Source organism: Micromonospora trifolii (assembly GCF_022229005.1).
Classification (GTDB): Bacteria; Actinomycetota; Actinomycetes; order Mycobacteriales; family Micromonosporaceae; genus Micromonospora; species Micromonospora trifolii.
Window position 1 is genome coordinate 199,301 of sequence record NZ_JAKKFD010000001.1, and the last position, 16,246, is coordinate 215,546.

Consider the following 16,246-nt stretch of genomic DNA (forward strand, 5'->3'; position numbering starts at 1 on the left):
AGCGACGAACCTCGGCGTCCCCGGTGGATCGCCGCCGTCCGTCAACCGGTTGATGTCTACGCGGTGGGTCGCTGCTAGCGCTCCGCCCGGCGGATCCGATCACGGCTGGTTAGGCTGCTCGATCGTGGATGCCAGCAGAATCGCCAGCCCGGTGACCGGGGTCGTCGGACGCTTCCTCGCCGGGGCGGGGCTGCTCCTGCGCGGGTTGGGCCTCTACGTCCGCAGCCCGGGGCTGATGCTGCTCGGCATCGTGCCGGCGCTGATCTCCGGCGTGCTCTTCCTGGCAGCGCTCGCCACACTTGTGTACTTCGTGGACGATTTCGCCGCGCTTGTCACCCCGTTCGCCGACGACTGGTCGAGCACCGGCCGCAGCCTGGTCCGGGTGATCGCCGGGTTGGCCTTCCTGGGGCTTGGCGGCCTGCTCGGCGTGCTCACCTTCACCGCTGTCACCCTGGTCATCGGCGACCCGTTCTACGAGAAGATCTCCGAGCAGGTCGAGCAGCGGTACGGCGGCACCCCGGGCGCGGTGGACGTGCCGTTCTGGTCGTCGCTGCGCCGCAGCCTCGCCGACTCGGTACGCCTCGTGGCACTCACGGCGCTGGTCGGCATCCCGCTCTTCGTCGCCGGCTTCATCCCGGTGGTCGGCCAGACTGTCGTCCCGGTCATCGGGGCGGCAGTGGGTGGGTGGTTCCTCGCCGTGGAGCTGGTCGGTGCGCCGTTCTACCGACGCGGAATGCGGCTGCCGCAGCGCCGCACGATCCTGAAGGCCGACCGGCCCACCGCGCTCGGCTTCGGAGTGGCCGTCTTCCTCTGCTTCCTGATTCCGCTCGGCGCCGTGCTGATCATGCCGGCCGCGGTCGCCGGTGCCACGCTGCTGGCCCGTCGCTCGATGGGCCAACCAATCGAGGAAAGCTGACATGGAGATCGCCCTGGTCGAGGGGGACATCACCACCCAGCGGGTGGACGCCATAGTGAACGCCGCGAACTCGTCACTGCTCGGAGGTGGTGGGGTCGACGGTGCGATCCACCGGCGCGGCGGGCCAGCCATCCTGGCCGAGTGTCGGGCGCTGCGGGCGTCCCGCTACGGCAGGGGCCTGCCCACCGGCCAGGCGGTGGCGACCACTGCCGGAGAGCTGCCGGCCCGATGGGTGATCCATACCGTGGGGCCGGTCTGGTCGGCCAGCGAGGACCGGTCGGCGCTGCTGCGCGACTGCTACGCCAACAGTCTGCGGGTGGCCGACGAGGTGGGAGCGAGCACAGTGGCCTTTCCGCTGGTCTCCGCCGGCATCTACGGCTGGCCGGTCGACGATGCGGTCGGTCAGGCGCTGGCGGTGCTGCGTTCGGCCACCTCGACCACCGTCACCGAGGCCCGTCTGGTGCTCTTCGGCTCCGACACCCACGCCATCGCACGCGAGGTGTTCGAGGGTCGGCCCTCGCCGTGAACACCTACCTCTTCCTTGATCACGATGCTGAGCAGGTCAACCCAGGCGCTGCTGCGCCTGCCTCGTCCCTCCCGCGATCTTGCACTTTCTGTCGCGGCATAGGGGGCATTCCGCGCATCTCGGCGACCGAAACTGCAAGATCGGCGTGGGCGATGAAGGCGCTCTGAGGGTGACTTGTGGTCAGGTCAGGTCAGGTCGACCAGGCAGGACCACTCGGCTGCCACCGGGCGGTAGCCCAGCCGGGTGTTGATCGCGAGCATCGGCCCGTTCGACTCGTCGTTCGAGGTGTACGCGACGCGCACGCCGTTCGCGGCAGCCCGGTGCAGCGCCACAGTCTTGGCCAGCCGGGCCAGCCCTCGGCCGCGGTACGCCGGGAGGCTGCCGGTGAAGTCCGACCACATCAGGTCCCCGTCCCGCTTCACCAGGCTGAACGCGGCCACCTCCCCGTCGACTTCGACGGCGGTGCTGGTCTCCTTGTCCAGGCCCAGATTGTCCCAGACGTCGTACAGCCAGCTCTCGTAGCTGATCGAGTCGACAGGTACGTCGCCCGGCTCGTCCAGCGCCGCGGCCACGTCCGCCGCGTAGAGCCGGCGCGGGGCCAGTTCCGTGATCGGAAGCAGCCGTACGCCCGGCGGCGGGTCGGGCAGTGCGGGTGCCGGGTTCAGATCGAGCGCAGAGAAGCGCAGCTCACGACTGGGCTCGTAGCCGTGCCGACGGGCGAACGGCAGCGCGTCCGGCTGGGCGAAGGCGCGGAGCCGGCGGACCCCCAGCGGGGCGAGGTGAGCTGTCGCGGTCGCCAGCAGCGCGGTGCCGATGCCGCGCCGCCGGTGCTCCGGGTGGACGTGCAGGAGGCTGACGTCACCGAAGTTCGCCGTCGAGGTCGAGTCGTTGCGTTGGGCAGTCACCCAACCGACGACCTGGGCGTCGACCTCGGCTACGAAGGCGACCCAGTCCCTGCCCGGTACCGGCTCGGCGATCATTTTCCGGGTCGACTCGACGCCGCGCACCTGGTACGGGTAGACGATCGTCCGCAGCGCCACCACACCTGGGGCGTCGTCCGGCTGCGCCACACGGATCCGCATGTCGGCGAGGCTAACCACGATCCCCCGCCCGAGCGACGCATTAAACCCGCGCCCACAACGAGGAGTAGGCAGCAACTTCAGGGTTATAGGGGCCTCCGAGCGCCGTGAGGCCACTATTTCCCTGAAATAGCGCGGATCTTGCGGGTCGGGCCGCGCGGCGCCCACGGTCCGCGCGGCGCCCACGGTCCGCGCGGCGCCCACGGTCCGCGTGGCGGGCGTGGGCCGCGCGGCGCCCGCGGGCCGCGCGTCAGGCGGAGGCGCGGCGGATCAGCTCGGTGGGGAGCATGATCGACTGCTCGATGCTCTCGCCGGCGGCCAGCCGGAGCAGTTGGCGGGTCATCCGGCGGCCGAGTTCCACGATCGGCTGCCGGACGGTGGTCAGCGGTGGCTCGGTGTAGGCGGCGGTCTCGATGTCGTCGAAGCCGACAACCGCCACGTCGTCGGGCACCCGCCGACCAGCCTCGCGCAGGGTTCGCAGGGCGGCGTGCGCCATCAGGTCGGAGGCGGCGAAGACGCCGTCGAGGTCGGGATGCTCGGCGAGCAGCCGGCGCATCGCCGCCGACCCGGATTCCCGGGTGAAATCACCGATGGCGATCATCTCGGGCAGCCCCGCGTCGGCGACGGTGCTGCGGTAGCCGCTGAGCCGTTCGATTCCGGCGACCATGTCCTGTGGCCCGGCGATGGTCGCGATCCGTCGGCGACCGCTGTCGATCATGTGTCGGACGGCCGCGGTCACCCCGCCCACGTGGTCGACGTCGACGTACGGGACGGGCACGTCGCCGAGCGGGCGGCCACTGACCACCACGGGGATGCCGAGTCGAGCCAGTGTGCCGGGCAGCGGGTCGGCACCGTGCAGCGACGCGAAGAGCACGCCGTCGACGTGCCGGCCGGTGGTGTACCGCTCGACCCGATGGTGCCCGGCCGGCGAGCCGGCGAGCATCAGCACCAGCTGCTTGTCGGCAGCCTCCAACTCCTGGCTGACGCCCCGGATGATGCCGGGGAAGACCTGGTCGTCGGAGAAGACCCGGGTGGCCGCCTCCGGCATGACCAGGGCGATCGAGTCGGTGCGCTGGGTGACCAGGCTGCGGGCCGCCAGGTTGGGGACGTACCCCAACTCGGCGACCGCCCGGGTGACCGCCTCGCGGATCGGTTCGGCGACGGTGGTGGAGCCGTTGACCACCCGGGAAACGGTGGCGCGGGACACTCCGGCCCGCGCTGCCACCGCTTCGAGCGTCGGCCGCTGCGCCGTCGTCATCGCGCTTTCCCCCCGCTCGTCACAGCCCGTTCCGGGAGATCACCTCCTGGTACCACCGGGCGCTGGCCTTCGGTGTGCGCCGCTGGGTCAGGTAGTCGACGTGCACGATCCCGAACCGCTTGCGGTAACCCTCCGCCCACTCGAAGTTGTCCAGGAATGACCATACGAGATAACCGCGCAGGTCCACGCCCCGGGAGATCGCCTCGTGCGCCGCACGGAGGTGCCCGTCGAGGTAGGCGATGCGATCGGCGTCGATCACCTGCGCCGGGCCGCCGGGCGAGTCGGCGCCGGCCTTGTCGGGGAACGCCGCGCCGTTCTCGGTGATCAGCAGCGGCACGCCGGGGTAGTCGGCGGCGATCCGCTCCAGCAGCCGGGTGAGCCCGGCCGGTTCGATCATCCAACCCATGTCGGTGAGCGGACCGGCCGGTGGCAGGAAGTGCACAGCGCCCTCGGTGCCCGGATAAGCGCCGTTGCCCGCGCCGTCGGGCCGACCGGCCACGTAACTCGGCGCGTAGTAGTTGATGCCGAGCAGGTCGATCGGGGCGGCAATCACCTTCTCGTCGCCGTCGCGGATGAACGTCGGCTCGACGATCCGGGCCACGTGCTCGCGGACGTCGTCCGGGTAGCCGCCGGCCAGCAGCGGATCGAGGAAGATCCGGTTGTGCAGGCCGTCGACAAGGCGGACCGCTGCGGCGTCGGCCGCGCTCTGCGGGTCGGCCGGGCGGACGTCGGCCGGGTTGACGGTGATGCCCACGCTGCGCGCGCCGGCCGACCGCAACGCCCGCGCCGCCAGGCCGTGCCCCAACAGCAGATGGTGTACGGCGGTGAAGGTCGCCGCCGGATCCTGCTCGCCCGGAGCGTGCAGCCCGTTGGCGTAACCGAGGTAGGCCGAGCACCACGGCTCGTTGAGCGTGGTCCACACGTCGATCCGGTCGCCGAGGCGGGCGTACACCGCCGTGGCGTAGGTGGCGAAGTGCTCGGCGGTGTCCCGGTTGGTCCAGCCGCCCCGGTCGCCGAGGGCCTGCGGCAGGTCCCAGTGGTAGAGGGTGACGATCGGGTCGATTCCCCGTTCGAGCAGCGCGTCGGTGAGCCGGTCGTAGAAGTCCAGCCCACGGGGGTTCGCGGGGCCGGTGCCGTCGGGCTGGATCCGCGGCCAGGCGACCGAGAACCGGTACGCCCGCAGGCCCAGCTCGGCCATCAGCGCCACGTCGTCGGCGTACCGGTGGTAGTGGTCGCAGGCGACGTCGCCGGTGTGGCCCTGGTACACCTTGCCCGGCGTGCGGCTGAAGGTGTCCCAGATGGACGGACCGCGACCGTCGTCGCGGGCCGCGCCCTCGATCTGGTACGCGGCGGTGGCCGCCCCCCAGAGGAAGTGTTCGGGAAACCGGATCTCGTTCACGCCTTGACCGCACCTTCCATGATTCCGCCGATGATCTGCCGGCCGAACAACACGAAGACCAGTAGCAGGGGCAGCGTCGCGATGGCCGTTCCGGTGAACACCTGCGACATGTCCTGGTAATACCCGTCCGACAGTGCGCGTAGGGACAGTTGCACTGTTGGATTCGCCGGATCGTTCAATACAGCGTACGGCCAGAGGAAGTCGTTCCAGGTGGTCATGAAGGTGAGCAGACCGAGGACGGCGGCGGCGGGACGCAGGGCGGGCAGCACGACGTGCCACCAGATCCGGGCGGTGCCGCAGCCGTCCATCCGGGCCGCCTCGATCAGCTCGTCGCTGACCGCCTGGCCGGCGTACTGCCGCATCATGAACACCCCGAACCCGGTGACCAGCACCGGGACGATGACCGCGGGCAGCCGGTCGTTCCAGTGCAGCTTGGTCATGAGCAGGTAGAGCGGGATCACGCCGAGCTGCGTCGGCACCATCATGGTCGCGATGATGACGAGCAGCAGGGCGTTGCGGCCACGGAACCGGAGCTTGGCGAAGGCGAACCCGGCCAGGCTGGAGAAGAACACCACGGAGACGGTCACGGTGGTCGCGACGACGGCTGAGTTGATCAGGCCCGTCAGGAAGTACGCGTCGGTGTTGTCGAACAGGCGGGCGATGTTGGCGCCCAGGTTGCCGCCGGGGGTGACCGGGGGTGGCAGTTGGCCCATCGCGTCGTTGCTGCGGCTGGCGACGACGAACATCCACCAGATCGGGAAGACCGACAGGCCGGCGGCGACGACAAGGGCGAGGTAGGTGAGCGGGCTGGCCCGCCAGAGTCGGCTCATCGCGCCGCTCCCTTCTGCGGTCGGTCCACGCCGCCGAGGCGGCGCAGGAGCAGCACGTTGACCGCCGCGACGATCGCGATGAGCGCGAAGAGCAGCCAGGCCACGGCCGAGCCGTACCCGAAGTTGTAGTGCGGCGCGAAGGCGTTCTCGAACATGTACATGGTCAGCGTCTGCGACTCGCGCAGCGGCCCACCGCGGATCGGGTTGGTGCCGGAGTGGAACATCCGGGGCTCGGTGAAGAGTTGCAGGCCGCCGATGGTGGCGATGATGGCGCAGAAGATGATCGTCGGTTTGAGCAGCGGCACGGTGACCGACCAGAACTGTCGGGCCCGGTTGGCGCCGTCGATGGCCGCTGCCTCGTAGAGGTCGCGGGGGATCGCCTGCATCGCGGCCAGCAGGATCAGCGCGTTGTAGCCGGTCCACCGCCAGTCGACCATGGCGGAGATGGCGACCCAGGAGGCGAACCGGTTGGACTTCCACTGGATCGCGTCCAGCCCGACCAGGTCGAGCACCCAGTTGATCATGCCGAACTCGCGGCCGAAGAGCACCCCGAACACGATCGCCACCGCGGCGGTGGACGTGACGTTGGGGACGAGTATCGCCATCCGCCAACCGGTGCGCGCCCGCAGGCCGCGGTTGAGCAGATTCGCCAGCCACAGCGCGGCGAGCAACTGCGGGACTGTCGAGATGACGAAGATCCCCAGCGTGTTGACCAGCGCGTGCCAGAAGTCGGCGTCGGCCAGCAGCCGGGTGTAGTTCTCCGCCCCGACGAAGGGGTGGTCGGCTCCGAGCAGGTCCCAGTCGTGCAGCGAGACCCAGAAGGTGTACGCCAGCGGGTACGCCCCGAAAATGCCGAAGATCAGGAAGAACGGGGCGATGTAGAGGTACGGCGAGAGCCGGGTGTCGAGCCGGCTGAGCCGGCCTGGCGAACGCTGGGGTGCCGGTGCGACCGGCGGGCGGGCGTCGAGCTGGACGGTCATGCCCGGGAACTCCTTTCCGCCGTGCGGGCGGGACTCCGGTCGTCGGAGCCCGCCCGCACGCTGGTTGGGCTACTTGGCGGCGGCCTTCTTCGCGTTGGTCACCGCGTCGGTCCAGCCCTGCGCGGGATCGCGCTGCCCCAGCTCCACGGTTCGTACCGCGTTTTCCACCTCGGTTCGTACGGCCTGGTTCTTCGGGCCCATGTAGACCGGCTTCAGGCTCTTCGCGCCGGTGCCGAAGATGGCGCCCACCGGCGCCCCCGAGAAGTACGCGTTTGTCGCGCCGGTGATCGCCGGGTCGTCGAGCGCCTGCGGCGAGGAGGGCAGCGGACCCTTGGCCTTGAACGCCCCGATCTGCCCCTTGGCACTGGTCAGGAACTTGGCCAGCTTGATCGCCTCGGCCTGGTGCTTGCTCTGCTTCGGCACGGCGAGGTGCGATCCACCCCAGTTGCCGCCGTTGCCGGGGACCTGGGCGATGTCCCACTTGCCCTGGGCGCCCGTGCCGGCGTTGGCCTCGATGACGCCGGTCATCCAGGCGGGGCAGGCGATGGTGGCGAACTTCGACTGCTTGAAGGCGGAGACCCACTCTTCCGACCAGGAGCCGTACTTCCCGGAGAGCCCCGAGTCGATGATGTCCATTGTGGTGTCGTAGGCCTGTCGCACGGCCGGGTTGCTGTCGACGACCAGCTTCTCGCTGGTGTCGTAGTAGCTGTAGCCGCTGCTGTTGCCGGCGGTCTGCAGCAGGATGGTGTTGAAGGTGTTGGTAGCCCCGTCGAGGAACGACGCGCCGGTCTTCGCCGCTGTGAACTTCTCGCCGGTGGCGATGTAGTCCGGCCAGGTGGGCCACAGCTTCGAGACCGCATCCCGCTCGGTGGGCAGGCCGGCCTTCTGGAAGAGGTCCTTGCGGTAGCACATGGCGATACCGCCGACGTCGGTACCGAGGCCGATGAGCTGCTTACCGTCGGCGGTCAGGCCGGCGTTCCACTTCCACTCCAGGAAGTTGCCCTTGAGGTCGGCGGCGCCGTGGTCCAGCAGGTTGACGAAGTTTGCCGGATTGGCCTTGTACTCGACCAGCAGACCCTCCTCGATGGCCACCACGTCGCCGGCGCCCCGGCCGGCGGCGAGCCACTGGGTCAGCTTCGGTGAGTACTCGTCGAGGTTGGTGCCGGTGCCGCGCTCGACGATCTTCACGCCGGGGTTCGCTGTCATGTACTCCTGGTAGAGCTGCTCGTAGCCGAACTGGCCGAAGACGTCGACGGTCAGGGTGACCGGCCCGTCGCCCGGCTCGTCGCCGCCGCCGCAGCCAGCGGTGACGAGCAGGGCGGTGGCGGCGGCGAGGGCCACCGCGGCGTGGCGGCGGCGCGGGAAGACAGCCATGGATTTCGACCTCTCTCAAGGCGGGCGGGTGATGGCAGATGGCTAAGAGAGCGCTCTCACGACACTGTGGTGGGTCGCCAACCCGCTGTCAAGAGAGCGCTCTCTCAGCGTTGTGGTCCCGTGATGGACGGTCGGCAGGGCGCAGTCCCCGGTGCGCGGTGAACCCCGGACGCCGACGAGGGCGCCACCCCCGCCGGGGTGACGCCCTCGTTCGTGGTGCGTTGGTCAGCCGGTGCGCAGACCGTTCAACAGGGTGTGGTCACCGACGACGTCCAGCGTCTCGAAGCTCACCCGACCCCAGAGCGCGAGCAGCAGGTCGCTCGCGGTGCCGCTGACCTGTGCGCGGGCGTGGTGATCGTCGTGGTCGAAGATGGTCGCGGTGTCGAGCAGCGCCACCCCCTCGCCGCGCAACCGCAGATACCACTCGTGGGCGGCATCTGTCGCGCAGAGCTGCACCACCCCGTGCCAGTCACCCGGCACCTGCCGCCGGCCCGCCGGCAGCCAGGTGTCCAGCACCTCACTCACCCCGTCGGCCGCGAGCTTCGCCTCCACCGGGTCACCGGCGCCGATCGCGAGCTGGGCGTCCCAGCGGTGCACAGCCGTCTCGTGTGCCATCCGACGCGGCCAGAAACCGGCCTTCTTCGGCTGCGGCGCCCAGTTCCACGCCGGTGCCTCCGGGTCGAGCCCGTCGAAGAGGGTCATCACCCGGTCGTAACCCTGCTGCCACAGCTGGAGCGCGTTCACGCCCGGGTCGGCCTCGATCTTCTCCCGCCGAGGCGGTTGGCTGGTCTGGCCGGAACCGGCGAACGACGAAACCCAGTGGTAGATGCCGGCCATGTGCAGTGTGAGGTCGTTGACCGTCCAGCCCGGACAGGACAGCACCGGTGTCTCCGGCGGTGCCTCGGCCACCGCTGCCGCGAAAGCCGGACCCTCCGTCCGGAGCGCCCCGATCCAGAAATCCTTGCTGCCCTGCAGTCTGCTCATCGCCATCCTCCCGGGGGTGCCGGGCGACCAGTGGGTGCCACGGCTACTTGTCAGCCTAAGGTGAAGGGCGTGCCAGACGCCTCCGCCCAGCCGACAACCGACGCCGATCGTGCCATCCCCGGTCCACTCGCCGGCTACACCACCCTCCGAACGGGTGGGCCGGCCGAGCGGATCGTGGCCGCCGGCAGTGCCGACGAACTCGTCCAGGCGGTGCGCACCGCGGCGGAGCCGGTCCTGATCCTGGCCGGGGGCAGCAACGTGGTGATCGGCGACGCAGGCTTCCGCGGCACCGTCGTGCTGGTGCGCTCCCGTGGCGTGCGGGTCATCGCCGAGGACGCCACCTCGGTCACCGTACGGGTTGACGCCGGCGAGCCGTGGGACGACCTCGTCGCCGAAACTGTCGCCAACGGCTGGGCCGGGCTGGAGTGCCTCTCCGGCATCCCGGGCTCGACCGGCGCCACCCCGATCCAGAACGTCGGCGCGTACGGCCAGGAGGTCGCCGAGACGATCACCGGCGTCGAGGTGTACGACCGCGTCGAGGGCACCCGTCAGGTCATCCCCGCCGCCGACTGCGGCTTCGCCTACCGGGGCAGCATCTTCAAGTACGTGGACCGCTGGGTGGTGCTCTCGGTCGACTTCCGGCTCACCAGGTCTCCGCTCTCCGGGCCGGTGCGTTACGCGGAACTGGCCCGAGCCCTCGGCGTCGAGGTGGGCGACCAGGTGCCGCTGGCGGACGCCCGAGCGGTGGTGCTGCGGCTGCGGGCGGGCAAGGGGATGGTGCTGGACGCCAGTGACCCCGACACTCGCTCGGTCGGCTCCTTCTTCACCAACCCCGTGCTCGACCGGGCGACGTACGAACAACTCCTGGAACGTTCCGCCGAGCTGGGCGACCCGCCGGCCTGGCCGGGGGCGGACGGCCTGGTCAAGGTGAGCGCCGCCTGGCTGATCGACAAGGCCGGCTTCGCCAAGGGCCACCCCGGCGAGGGTGGGGTGGCCATCTCCAGCAAGCACACCCTTGCCCTGACCAACCGCAGCGGTACCGCCCACACCAGCGACCTGCTCGCCCTGGCCCGCACCATCCGCGACCAGGTCCACGCCCGCTTCGGCGTAACCCTGCACCCCGAACCAGTCCTCATCAACTGCACCCTCTGACCCACCCCATCCCACCCCCGGGAGCCCAGCCCTCCGTCCTCGCCCCGCGATCTTGCACTTTCTGCGGGGACATAAAGGCTGCAAAGGGGCGAAACGCCATCCGAAAATGCAAGATCGGCGCGCGAGGTGGGGTGGGGCCGGAGCGGGGTTAGGGGAGGGGCCAGGGGAGGGTTAGTTCGCCCTGGCGCCAGCGGGTGGGGTTGTCGAGGATGGGCCAGCCCGTTTCGCGGAGGCGGGTCACCGCGTGCAGCCAGCGTTGGCGGGGGCCGAAGGTGGCGTACGGGGCGGCGGCCTGCCACGCGTCGTCCAGAGCGCGGATCAGAGCGTGCACCGGCTCGCCGGGAACGTTGCGGTGGATCAGCGCCTTGGGTAGCCGCTCGGCCAACTCGGCGGGGCTGCCCAGCGTGGTGAGCTTCGCGGCCAGGGTCAGCGTCCGGGGGCCGTCGGCGTCGATCAGCAGCCAACTGGCGAGCCGCCCCAACTCGTCACACGTGCCCTCGACGAGCACTCCACCGGGGGCGAGCGCGGCGGTCATCGTCTGCCAGGCCCCGGCCACCTCGCTCTCGTCGTACTGTCGCAGCACGTTGAACGCGCGGACCAGCACCGGCCGGAGCCCGGCCAACTCGAACCCACCCCGGGCGAACGTCAGCCCGGGTGGGTCGGCGGCCGGCGCCGCGGCGGCCACCCGGGCCGCGTCGATCTCCAACCCGACCAGCCGTACGTCCGGACGGACCCCGGCCGCCAGCCGAGCGCGTAGCTCCACAGCGGTCACCGGGGTGGCGCCGTAGCCGAGGTCGACCACCAGGGGGTCGTCCGCCGCCAACAGCCGGTCGGCGCAGGTGGCCACGATCCAGTTGTCCACCCGACGGAGCCGGTTCGGGTTCGTCGTGCCGCGCGTGACCGCGCCGACCGGCCGGCGCCGCGCCGCAGGGCTCATGTCGACCTCAGTGCCGACGACCCCAGGGCCGATCTCTGTTCACGACTGCGGCCGGGCAGCACTGCTAGACCCGGTGCACCTTGTGCTGGGCGGCCTGGGCCCGTGGCCGGACGACCAGCCGGTCGATGTTGACGTGCTCGGGGCGGGTGGCGCACCAGGCGATGCAGTCGGCGACGTCCTCGGCGACCAGCGGCCCCGGCACCCCGGCGTAGACGGCGGCCGCCCGTTCCGCGTCGCCCTCGAAGCGGACCAGCCCGAACTCGTCGGTCTTCACCATCCCCGGGTCGATCTCGATGACCCGCAGCGGCCGGCCACACAACTCCAGGCGCAGCGTGCCGGCGATGGCTGTCTGCGCGTGCTTCGCGGCGGTGTAGCCGCCCCCGCCCTCGTACACGCCCAGGCCGGCGGTGGAGGAGACCACCACGATGGTGCCGGAACCGGAAGCCTCCAGCGCCGGCAGCAGCGCCTGGGTGACCCGCAGGGTGCCGAGCACGTTCACGTCGTACATCCACTGCCAGTCGGCGACCGAGCCGGACTCGACCGGGTCCAGCCCGCGCGCTCCGCCGGCGTTGTTGACCAGCAGGGTGACCGGCCCGGGTGCCTGGGCGGCGGCCTCGGCCAGCCCGGCCACCGACTCGTCCGAGGTGATGTCGCAGGTCACAGCGGTGGCCTGCCCGCCGGCGGAGGTGATCTCGGCGACCAGGTCGGCGAGCCGTTCGGCGCGGCGGGCGGCGGCGAGCACGTGGAAGCCCTCGGCGGCGAGCCGGCGGGCGGTGGCAGCGCCGATTCCGCTGGACGCTCCGGTGACGATGGCGACTGAGGTCATCCCGACATTGTCACAGCGGGCGTACGAGCGGCCCCGACCGGGCGTGCGGCGGCCATCGACGGGCGTTCGGTGATGAGGTCCGTCACCCCGAGGGGCCGCGCCGGGGAATTTCCGAAGCCCGATGGGGAAGATGACATCCGGCGTACAGGTTGACCGAGAAGCGCCGGTCGTGCGAGACGGCATCAACCGTGAAGAAGGAGCGGATGTGGCGGAAATGCACACCGGTGTCGGGCGTCAGCGAGGTGCCCAACCGTGGCCCCGGCCTCGCCGCATCGCCACCCTGTCGGTACACACCTCCCCCCTGCACCAGCCCGGCACAGGTGATGCCGGCGGAATGAACGTCTACATCCTCGAAGTCGCCAGGCGTCTCGCCGAGGCCAACGTGGAGGTGGAGATCTTCACCCGGGCCACCTCCGGCGACCTCCCCCCGGTGGTCGAGATGGCGCCCGGCGTGCAGGTCCGACACATCACCTCCGGCCCCCTGGAAGGTCTCACCAAGGAGGAGCTGCCCGGTCAGCTCTGCGCCTTCACGGCCGGGGTGCTGCGCGCGGAAGCGTCCCGCCCGCCCGGCCACTACGACCTGATCCACTCCCACTACTGGCTCTCCGGCCAGGTCGGTTGGCTCGCCAAGGAGCGCTGGGGGGTGCCGCTGGTGCACACCGCGCACACCCTGGCGAAGGTCAAGAACGCCCAGCTCGCGGCGGGTGACCGGCCGGAGCCCAAAGCCCGCGTCATCGGCGAGGAGCAGGTCGTCGCGGAGGCGGACCGGCTGGTCGCCAACACCCGGACCGAGGCCAGCGACCTGCTCGACCGGTACGACGCCGACCCGACCCGGGTGTCCGTGGTGCAGCCGGGCGTCGACCTGGCCCGGTTCCGGCCCGCGCCGGGCGACAGGTCCGCGGCAGCCCGCCAGGCCCGTCGCCGGCTGGGGCTTCCCGTCGACGGGTACGTGGTTGCCTTCGTCGGTCGGATCCAGCCGCTCAAGGCCCCCGACGTGCTGATCCGGGCGGTCGCCGCGTTGCGGGAGCGTGACCCGGCGCTGGCCGACCAGGTGACAGTGGTGATCTGTGGTGGGCCCAGCGGCAGTGGGCTGGACCGACCGACCGCCCTGATCGAGCTGGCCGCCAAGCTCGGGGTCGCCGACGGGGTGCGGTTCCTGCCGCCGCTCACCGGTGACGACCTTCCGGCTCTGTACCGGGCGGCGGACCTGGTCGCGGTGCCGTCGCACAACGAATCGTTCGGGCTGGTCGCCCTGGAGGCGCAGGCCTGCGGTACGCCGGTGCTGGCCGCCGCCGTCGGAGGACTGGTCACCGCGGTACGTGACCAGGTCAGTGGCGTACTGATCGACGGGCACGACCCGGTCGACTGGGCCCGTGCGATGGGCAGCCTGCTGCCGAACCGGGCCCTCCGGTCGGTGCTCGCCCGAGGTGCGGAGCAGCACGCCCGGCACTTCTCCTGGGACCGTACGGTCGCCGGTCTGCTCGGGGTCTACGGCGAGGCGATCGCCGGGCAGCGCGCCCGGCTCGCGGCCGACCTGGCGGGTGACCCGGCGCTCTCCTGCTCGTGGTGACAGCGGACGTCGGTCGCCACCCGGTGCGCGAGCCGGGTCGGTCGTAGAGTGGGTCCGGTGAGCCCGAAGAGCGATCTTGCGACCCTGATCGAATCGGTCTGCGCCGAGCGGGATTTGGCCTGGGAGTCGACCGGCCCCGGCTCGTACGCGGTGACGCTGCCGGGCACCCACAAGCTCAAGACGATCTGCAATCTGATCGTCGGCGAGCACGCGCTGCGGGTCGAGGCGTTCGTGATGCGCCAGCCGGACGAGCGCCGCGAGGAGCTGTGGGCCTGGCTCTTGCAGCGCAACGCCCGGATGTACGGCGTCTCCTTCTCCACCGACGCGGTCGGCGACGTGTACCTCACCGGTCGGGTCAACCCGGCCGGCGTGGACGCTGACGAGTTGGACCGGCTGTTCGGCGCTGTGCTCACGTACGCCGACGAGTCGTTCGACACGATGTTGGAGATCGGCTTCGGCAGTTCGATCCGGCGCGAGTACGAGTGGCGGGTGAAGCGGGGCGAGTCGACAGCCAACCTGGCCGCCTTCGCCCACCTCTTCGAGCCCTCCAGCGCCGGCCCCGACCCAACCTGACCCGCGCCCCGCGCCCCGCGCCCGCTAGCCGCGCCTCGCCGATCATGGAGTTGTGGTGGGCAACAAAACGCCCGCGAAGCACCAAATCCGGCACCACAACTCCATGATCGACGGACCCGGACTGCCCTGCTCCGCGATCTTGCACTTGCTGTCCTGACGCAAGGGGCATCCCACCCATATCGGCGACCGTAAGTGCAAGATCGGCGCGAGATTCCCGATCCCGGGTCCAGCACGATCATGGCGCGCTGACTGTGGTTCGGACTGCTCCTGACGGGTATGCCGCACCGCGCGGTGCGGCAAGGGACCCCCGCGCGCCGATGACGGAGTGCCAAGGAGCGGAGCGTCCCATGGCTCAGCGGAACAGCTCAGGTCGCGGCGCGACTGCGACCAGGACGAAGCGACAGGCCGGCAACCAGACGCCGGGTACGCCCGGAGTCTCCGAGTCGGAGATTTCCCGGATGCGGGTGGACGACATCCGCGGACAGTTGCGCAAACGCGGGGTCTCCGGGATCTCCGCATTGCGCAAGCCCGAGCTGGTGAAACAGCTGGTGCGCTCGATGCGGGCCGGCGCGGGTCGGAGTAGCACCGGCCCGTCGGGCCGGGCCACCGGCACGCGGGCGTCGGCGGGTCGTGCCGCCGCCACCAAGAAGTCGGCGGCCAGGCCGGCGTCGAGCCGCGCGAAGGCCGCGCCGGCGAACAAGAGCGCGCCCGCCAAGCGGGCCGCCGCCACGAAGGCGACCGCCGGGCGGAAGTCGACGGCGGCGGCGAAGAGGGCGCCGGCGAAGAAGGCGGCTGCCGCGAAGAGGACCACAGCGGCGACGTCGACGGCTGCCCGCAAGACCACGGCCGCGAGCAGGACCACCGCCGCCCGGAAGACCGCCGCAGCGCGGAAGACCACGGCGGCCCGTAAGACAGCGACGGCGCGTACGGCGCCCGCGCGTAAGGCGCCGGCGAAGAAGGCACCGGCACGGCCGGCGGCGAAGCGCACGACGCCGGCCAAGAGCGCCGCGGCGAAGCGCACGACGGCGAAGCGCACGACCCCGGCCAAGAGCACGACGGCGAAGCGCACGGCTCCGGCCAAGAGCGCGGCGGCCAAGCGCACGTTGACGCCGTCGACCGGTGGCGGGACGGCGGCCGGCGGAATCCGGACCGGACGGGGTACGGGCCGGTCGGTCCGCAGTTCGCAGGTGATCTCGTCGATCATGGATCGGCCGGAGCGGCCGGGGCGGAGTTTGATCACGGCGAACCACGAGGTGATCCAGCGCTGGGCCCGGGAACGCGGGGCGAAGCCGGCGACCATCGCCGGCACCGAGCGGGACGGTCGGGCGGGTGTGTTGACCTTCAACATTCCCGGATACCGGGAAAGCAGCCGGATTCGCGAGATCACCTGGGATGAGTGGTTCTACACGTTTGACCTGCGCCGGCTGAACCTGATTTATCAGGAACAGTTGCGGAACGGCCGGCAGAGCAGCTTCTTCCGGACCGAGTCACCCGATCGGGAAGACGGTTGAGGTGTTTGCGGGAATGGTCGACGGGTAGACGGCTGTTGCCAACGGACGAGGCCGGAGCAGCGGATACTCGCCAGTTGTGACCGGCGAGACAGCCGTTCTGGGTTGAATCCAGAATCCGGGCGAACTAGCTTTATTGCACCGCGCCACGTTTGGAAACGTTCGGGGGAGCGGCGGATCGATCAGATCCGCGCACCAGACGAGGCGCGAGGGGACGGGTGGATTAACCGTTGGGGGACGGTTCCCACCTGTTTGGACCGGCGGCGTGAGCGGGCGATGCTTACGGGGGTGAGTGTTGCCCGCCGCCGCCGGCCCCACCGGCGGGCGCCCACCA

15 protein-coding genes and 1 pseudogene are annotated in these 16,246 nt (G+C 70.7%); 6 read left to right on the top strand and 10 right to left on the bottom strand.

All coding sequences use genetic code 11. The features are described from left to right. Positions 1–124 precede the first annotated feature (124 nt). On the top strand, positions 125–916 hold the full coding sequence (locus NIE79_RS00945; RefSeq protein WP_238676674.1) for an EI24 domain-containing protein: 792 nt from the start codon (positions 125–127) through the stop codon (positions 914–916). Position 917: 1 nt separating this feature from the next. Then, a complete protein-coding gene (locus NIE79_RS00950) occupies positions 918–1,442 on the top strand; it encodes an O-acetyl-ADP-ribose deacetylase (RefSeq protein WP_238676675.1) in 525 nt (174 codons plus the stop codon). 185 nt (positions 1,443–1,627) lie between these two features. On the opposite strand, the gene NIE79_RS00955 is transcribed toward NIE79_RS00950, so the two are convergent. The 7 genes from NIE79_RS00955 to NIE79_RS00985 all read right to left on the bottom strand — a co-directional run bounded on the left by NIE79_RS00955 (position 1,628) and on the right by NIE79_RS00985 (position 9,346). Continuing rightward, positions 1,628–2,524: a GNAT family N-acetyltransferase gene (locus tag NIE79_RS00955; protein WP_238676676.1), complete on the bottom strand. Its 897-nt coding sequence runs from the start codon at positions 2,522–2,524 to the stop codon at positions 1,628–1,630. Between the two features lie 247 nt (positions 2,525–2,771). Continuing rightward, the gene (locus NIE79_RS00960; protein ID WP_238676677.1) at positions 2,772–3,779 is read right to left on the bottom strand and encodes a LacI family DNA-binding transcriptional regulator; all 1,008 of its coding nucleotides are present in this window, start codon (positions 3,777–3,779) and stop codon (positions 2,772–2,774) included. Positions 3,780–3,798: 19 nt separating this feature from the next. Continuing rightward, on the bottom strand, positions 3,799–5,178 hold the full coding sequence (locus NIE79_RS00965; protein WP_238676678.1) for a GH1 family beta-glucosidase: 1,380 nt from the start codon (positions 5,176–5,178) through the stop codon (positions 3,799–3,801). Then, complete coding sequence (locus NIE79_RS00970; RefSeq protein ID WP_238676679.1) at positions 5,175–6,008, bottom strand: carbohydrate ABC transporter permease; 834 nt, start codon at positions 6,006–6,008, stop codon at positions 5,175–5,177. Before NIE79_RS00970 ends, NIE79_RS00965 begins: the two co-directional genes overlap by 4 nt. Further along, positions 6,005–6,988 (bottom strand): carbohydrate ABC transporter permease, encoded by a 984-nt coding sequence (locus tag NIE79_RS00975; protein ID WP_238676680.1) that lies wholly within the window; start codon positions 6,986–6,988, stop codon positions 6,005–6,007. Before NIE79_RS00975 ends, NIE79_RS00970 begins: the two co-directional genes overlap by 4 nt. Positions 6,989–7,057: 69 nt before the next feature. Further along, on the bottom strand, positions 7,058–8,362 hold the full coding sequence (locus NIE79_RS00980; RefSeq protein WP_238676681.1) for an ABC transporter substrate-binding protein: 1,305 nt from the start codon (positions 8,360–8,362) through the stop codon (positions 7,058–7,060). Positions 8,363–8,587: 225 nt separating this feature from the next. Continuing rightward, positions 8,588–9,346, bottom strand: coding sequence for a maleylpyruvate isomerase family mycothiol-dependent enzyme (locus tag NIE79_RS00985; protein WP_238676682.1), 759 nt, complete (start codon positions 9,344–9,346; stop codon positions 8,588–8,590). A 69-nt stretch (positions 9,347–9,415) separates the two neighbouring features. Here NIE79_RS00985 and NIE79_RS00990 point away from each other — a divergent pair, with 69 nt between their 5' ends. Next, a complete protein-coding gene (locus NIE79_RS00990; RefSeq protein ID WP_308193116.1) occupies positions 9,416–10,498 on the top strand; it encodes a UDP-N-acetylmuramate dehydrogenase in 1,083 nt (360 codons plus the stop codon). A gap of 148 nt (positions 10,499–10,646) precedes the next feature. Here NIE79_RS00990 and NIE79_RS00995 read toward each other — a convergent pair whose 3' ends face one another. Continuing rightward, positions 10,647–11,435, bottom strand: a complete 789-nt coding sequence (locus NIE79_RS00995) for a class I SAM-dependent methyltransferase (RefSeq protein ID WP_238676683.1) — start codon at positions 11,433–11,435, stop codon at positions 10,647–10,649. 64 nt (positions 11,436–11,499) lie between these two features. Further along, positions 11,500–12,261, bottom strand: a complete 762-nt coding sequence (locus NIE79_RS01000) for an SDR family oxidoreductase (RefSeq protein WP_238676684.1) — start codon at positions 12,259–12,261, stop codon at positions 11,500–11,502. 205 nt (positions 12,262–12,466) lie between these two features. Between NIE79_RS01000 and mshA the strand changes: the two genes are divergently transcribed. Beyond that, the gene (gene mshA / locus NIE79_RS01005; RefSeq protein ID WP_238676685.1) at positions 12,467–13,831 is read left to right on the top strand and encodes a D-inositol-3-phosphate glycosyltransferase; all 1,365 of its coding nucleotides are present in this window, start codon (positions 12,467–12,469) and stop codon (positions 13,829–13,831) included. Between the two features lie 57 nt (positions 13,832–13,888). Beyond that, positions 13,889–14,404, top strand: coding sequence for a type III secretion system chaperone family protein (locus NIE79_RS01010; RefSeq protein ID WP_238676686.1), 516 nt, complete (start codon positions 13,889–13,891; stop codon positions 14,402–14,404). Between the two features lie 352 nt (positions 14,405–14,756). Here the strand turns inward: NIE79_RS01010 and NIE79_RS34165 are convergent, their stop codons facing one another. Further along, entirely contained in the window at positions 14,757–15,608 is an 852-nt protein-coding gene (locus NIE79_RS34165) for a hypothetical protein (protein ID WP_238676687.1), read from the bottom strand. Here NIE79_RS34165 and NIE79_RS34170 point away from each other — a divergent pair. Further along, positions 15,520–15,915 (top strand): annotated as a pseudogene (locus tag NIE79_RS34170) (hypothetical protein); the annotation flags it as partial. The gene NIE79_RS34165 and the pseudogene NIE79_RS34170 sit on opposite strands and share 89 nt — an antisense overlap. Positions 15,916–16,246 lie beyond the last annotated feature (331 nt).

What these genes read in the sequence shown, in the direction of transcription:
- NIE79_RS00950 (WP_238676675.1), top strand. Translation starts at nt 918, where the DNA reads ATGGAGATCGCCCTGGTCGAGGGGGACATCACCACCCAGCGGGTGGAC.
- NIE79_RS00955 (WP_238676676.1), bottom strand. Translation starts at nt 2,524, where the DNA reads ATGCGGATCCGTGTGGCGCAGCCGGACGACGCCCCAGGTGTGGTGGCG.
- NIE79_RS00960 (WP_238676677.1), bottom strand. Translation starts at nt 3,779, where the DNA reads ATGACGACGGCGCAGCGGCCGACGCTCGAAGCGGTGGCAGCGCGGGCC.
- NIE79_RS00970 (WP_238676679.1), bottom strand. Translation starts at nt 6,008, where the DNA reads ATGAGCCGACTCTGGCGGGCCAGCCCGCTCACCTACCTCGCCCTTGTC.
- NIE79_RS00975 (WP_238676680.1), bottom strand. Translation starts at nt 6,988, where the DNA reads ATGACCGTCCAGCTCGACGCCCGCCCGCCGGTCGCACCGGCACCCCAG.
- NIE79_RS00980 (WP_238676681.1), bottom strand. Translation starts at nt 8,362, where the DNA reads ATGGCTGTCTTCCCGCGCCGCCGCCACGCCGCGGTGGCCCTCGCCGCC.
- NIE79_RS00985 (WP_238676682.1), bottom strand. Translation starts at nt 9,346, where the DNA reads ATGAGCAGACTGCAGGGCAGCAAGGATTTCTGGATCGGGGCGCTCCGG.
- NIE79_RS00995 (WP_238676683.1), bottom strand. Translation starts at nt 11,435, where the DNA reads ATGAGCCCTGCGGCGCGGCGCCGGCCGGTCGGCGCGGTCACGCGCGGC.
- NIE79_RS01000 (WP_238676684.1), bottom strand. Translation starts at nt 12,261, where the DNA reads ATGACCTCAGTCGCCATCGTCACCGGAGCGTCCAGCGGAATCGGCGCT.
- NIE79_RS34165 (WP_238676687.1), bottom strand. Translation starts at nt 15,608, where the DNA reads ATGATCGACGAGATCACCTGCGAACTGCGGACCGACCGGCCCGTACCC.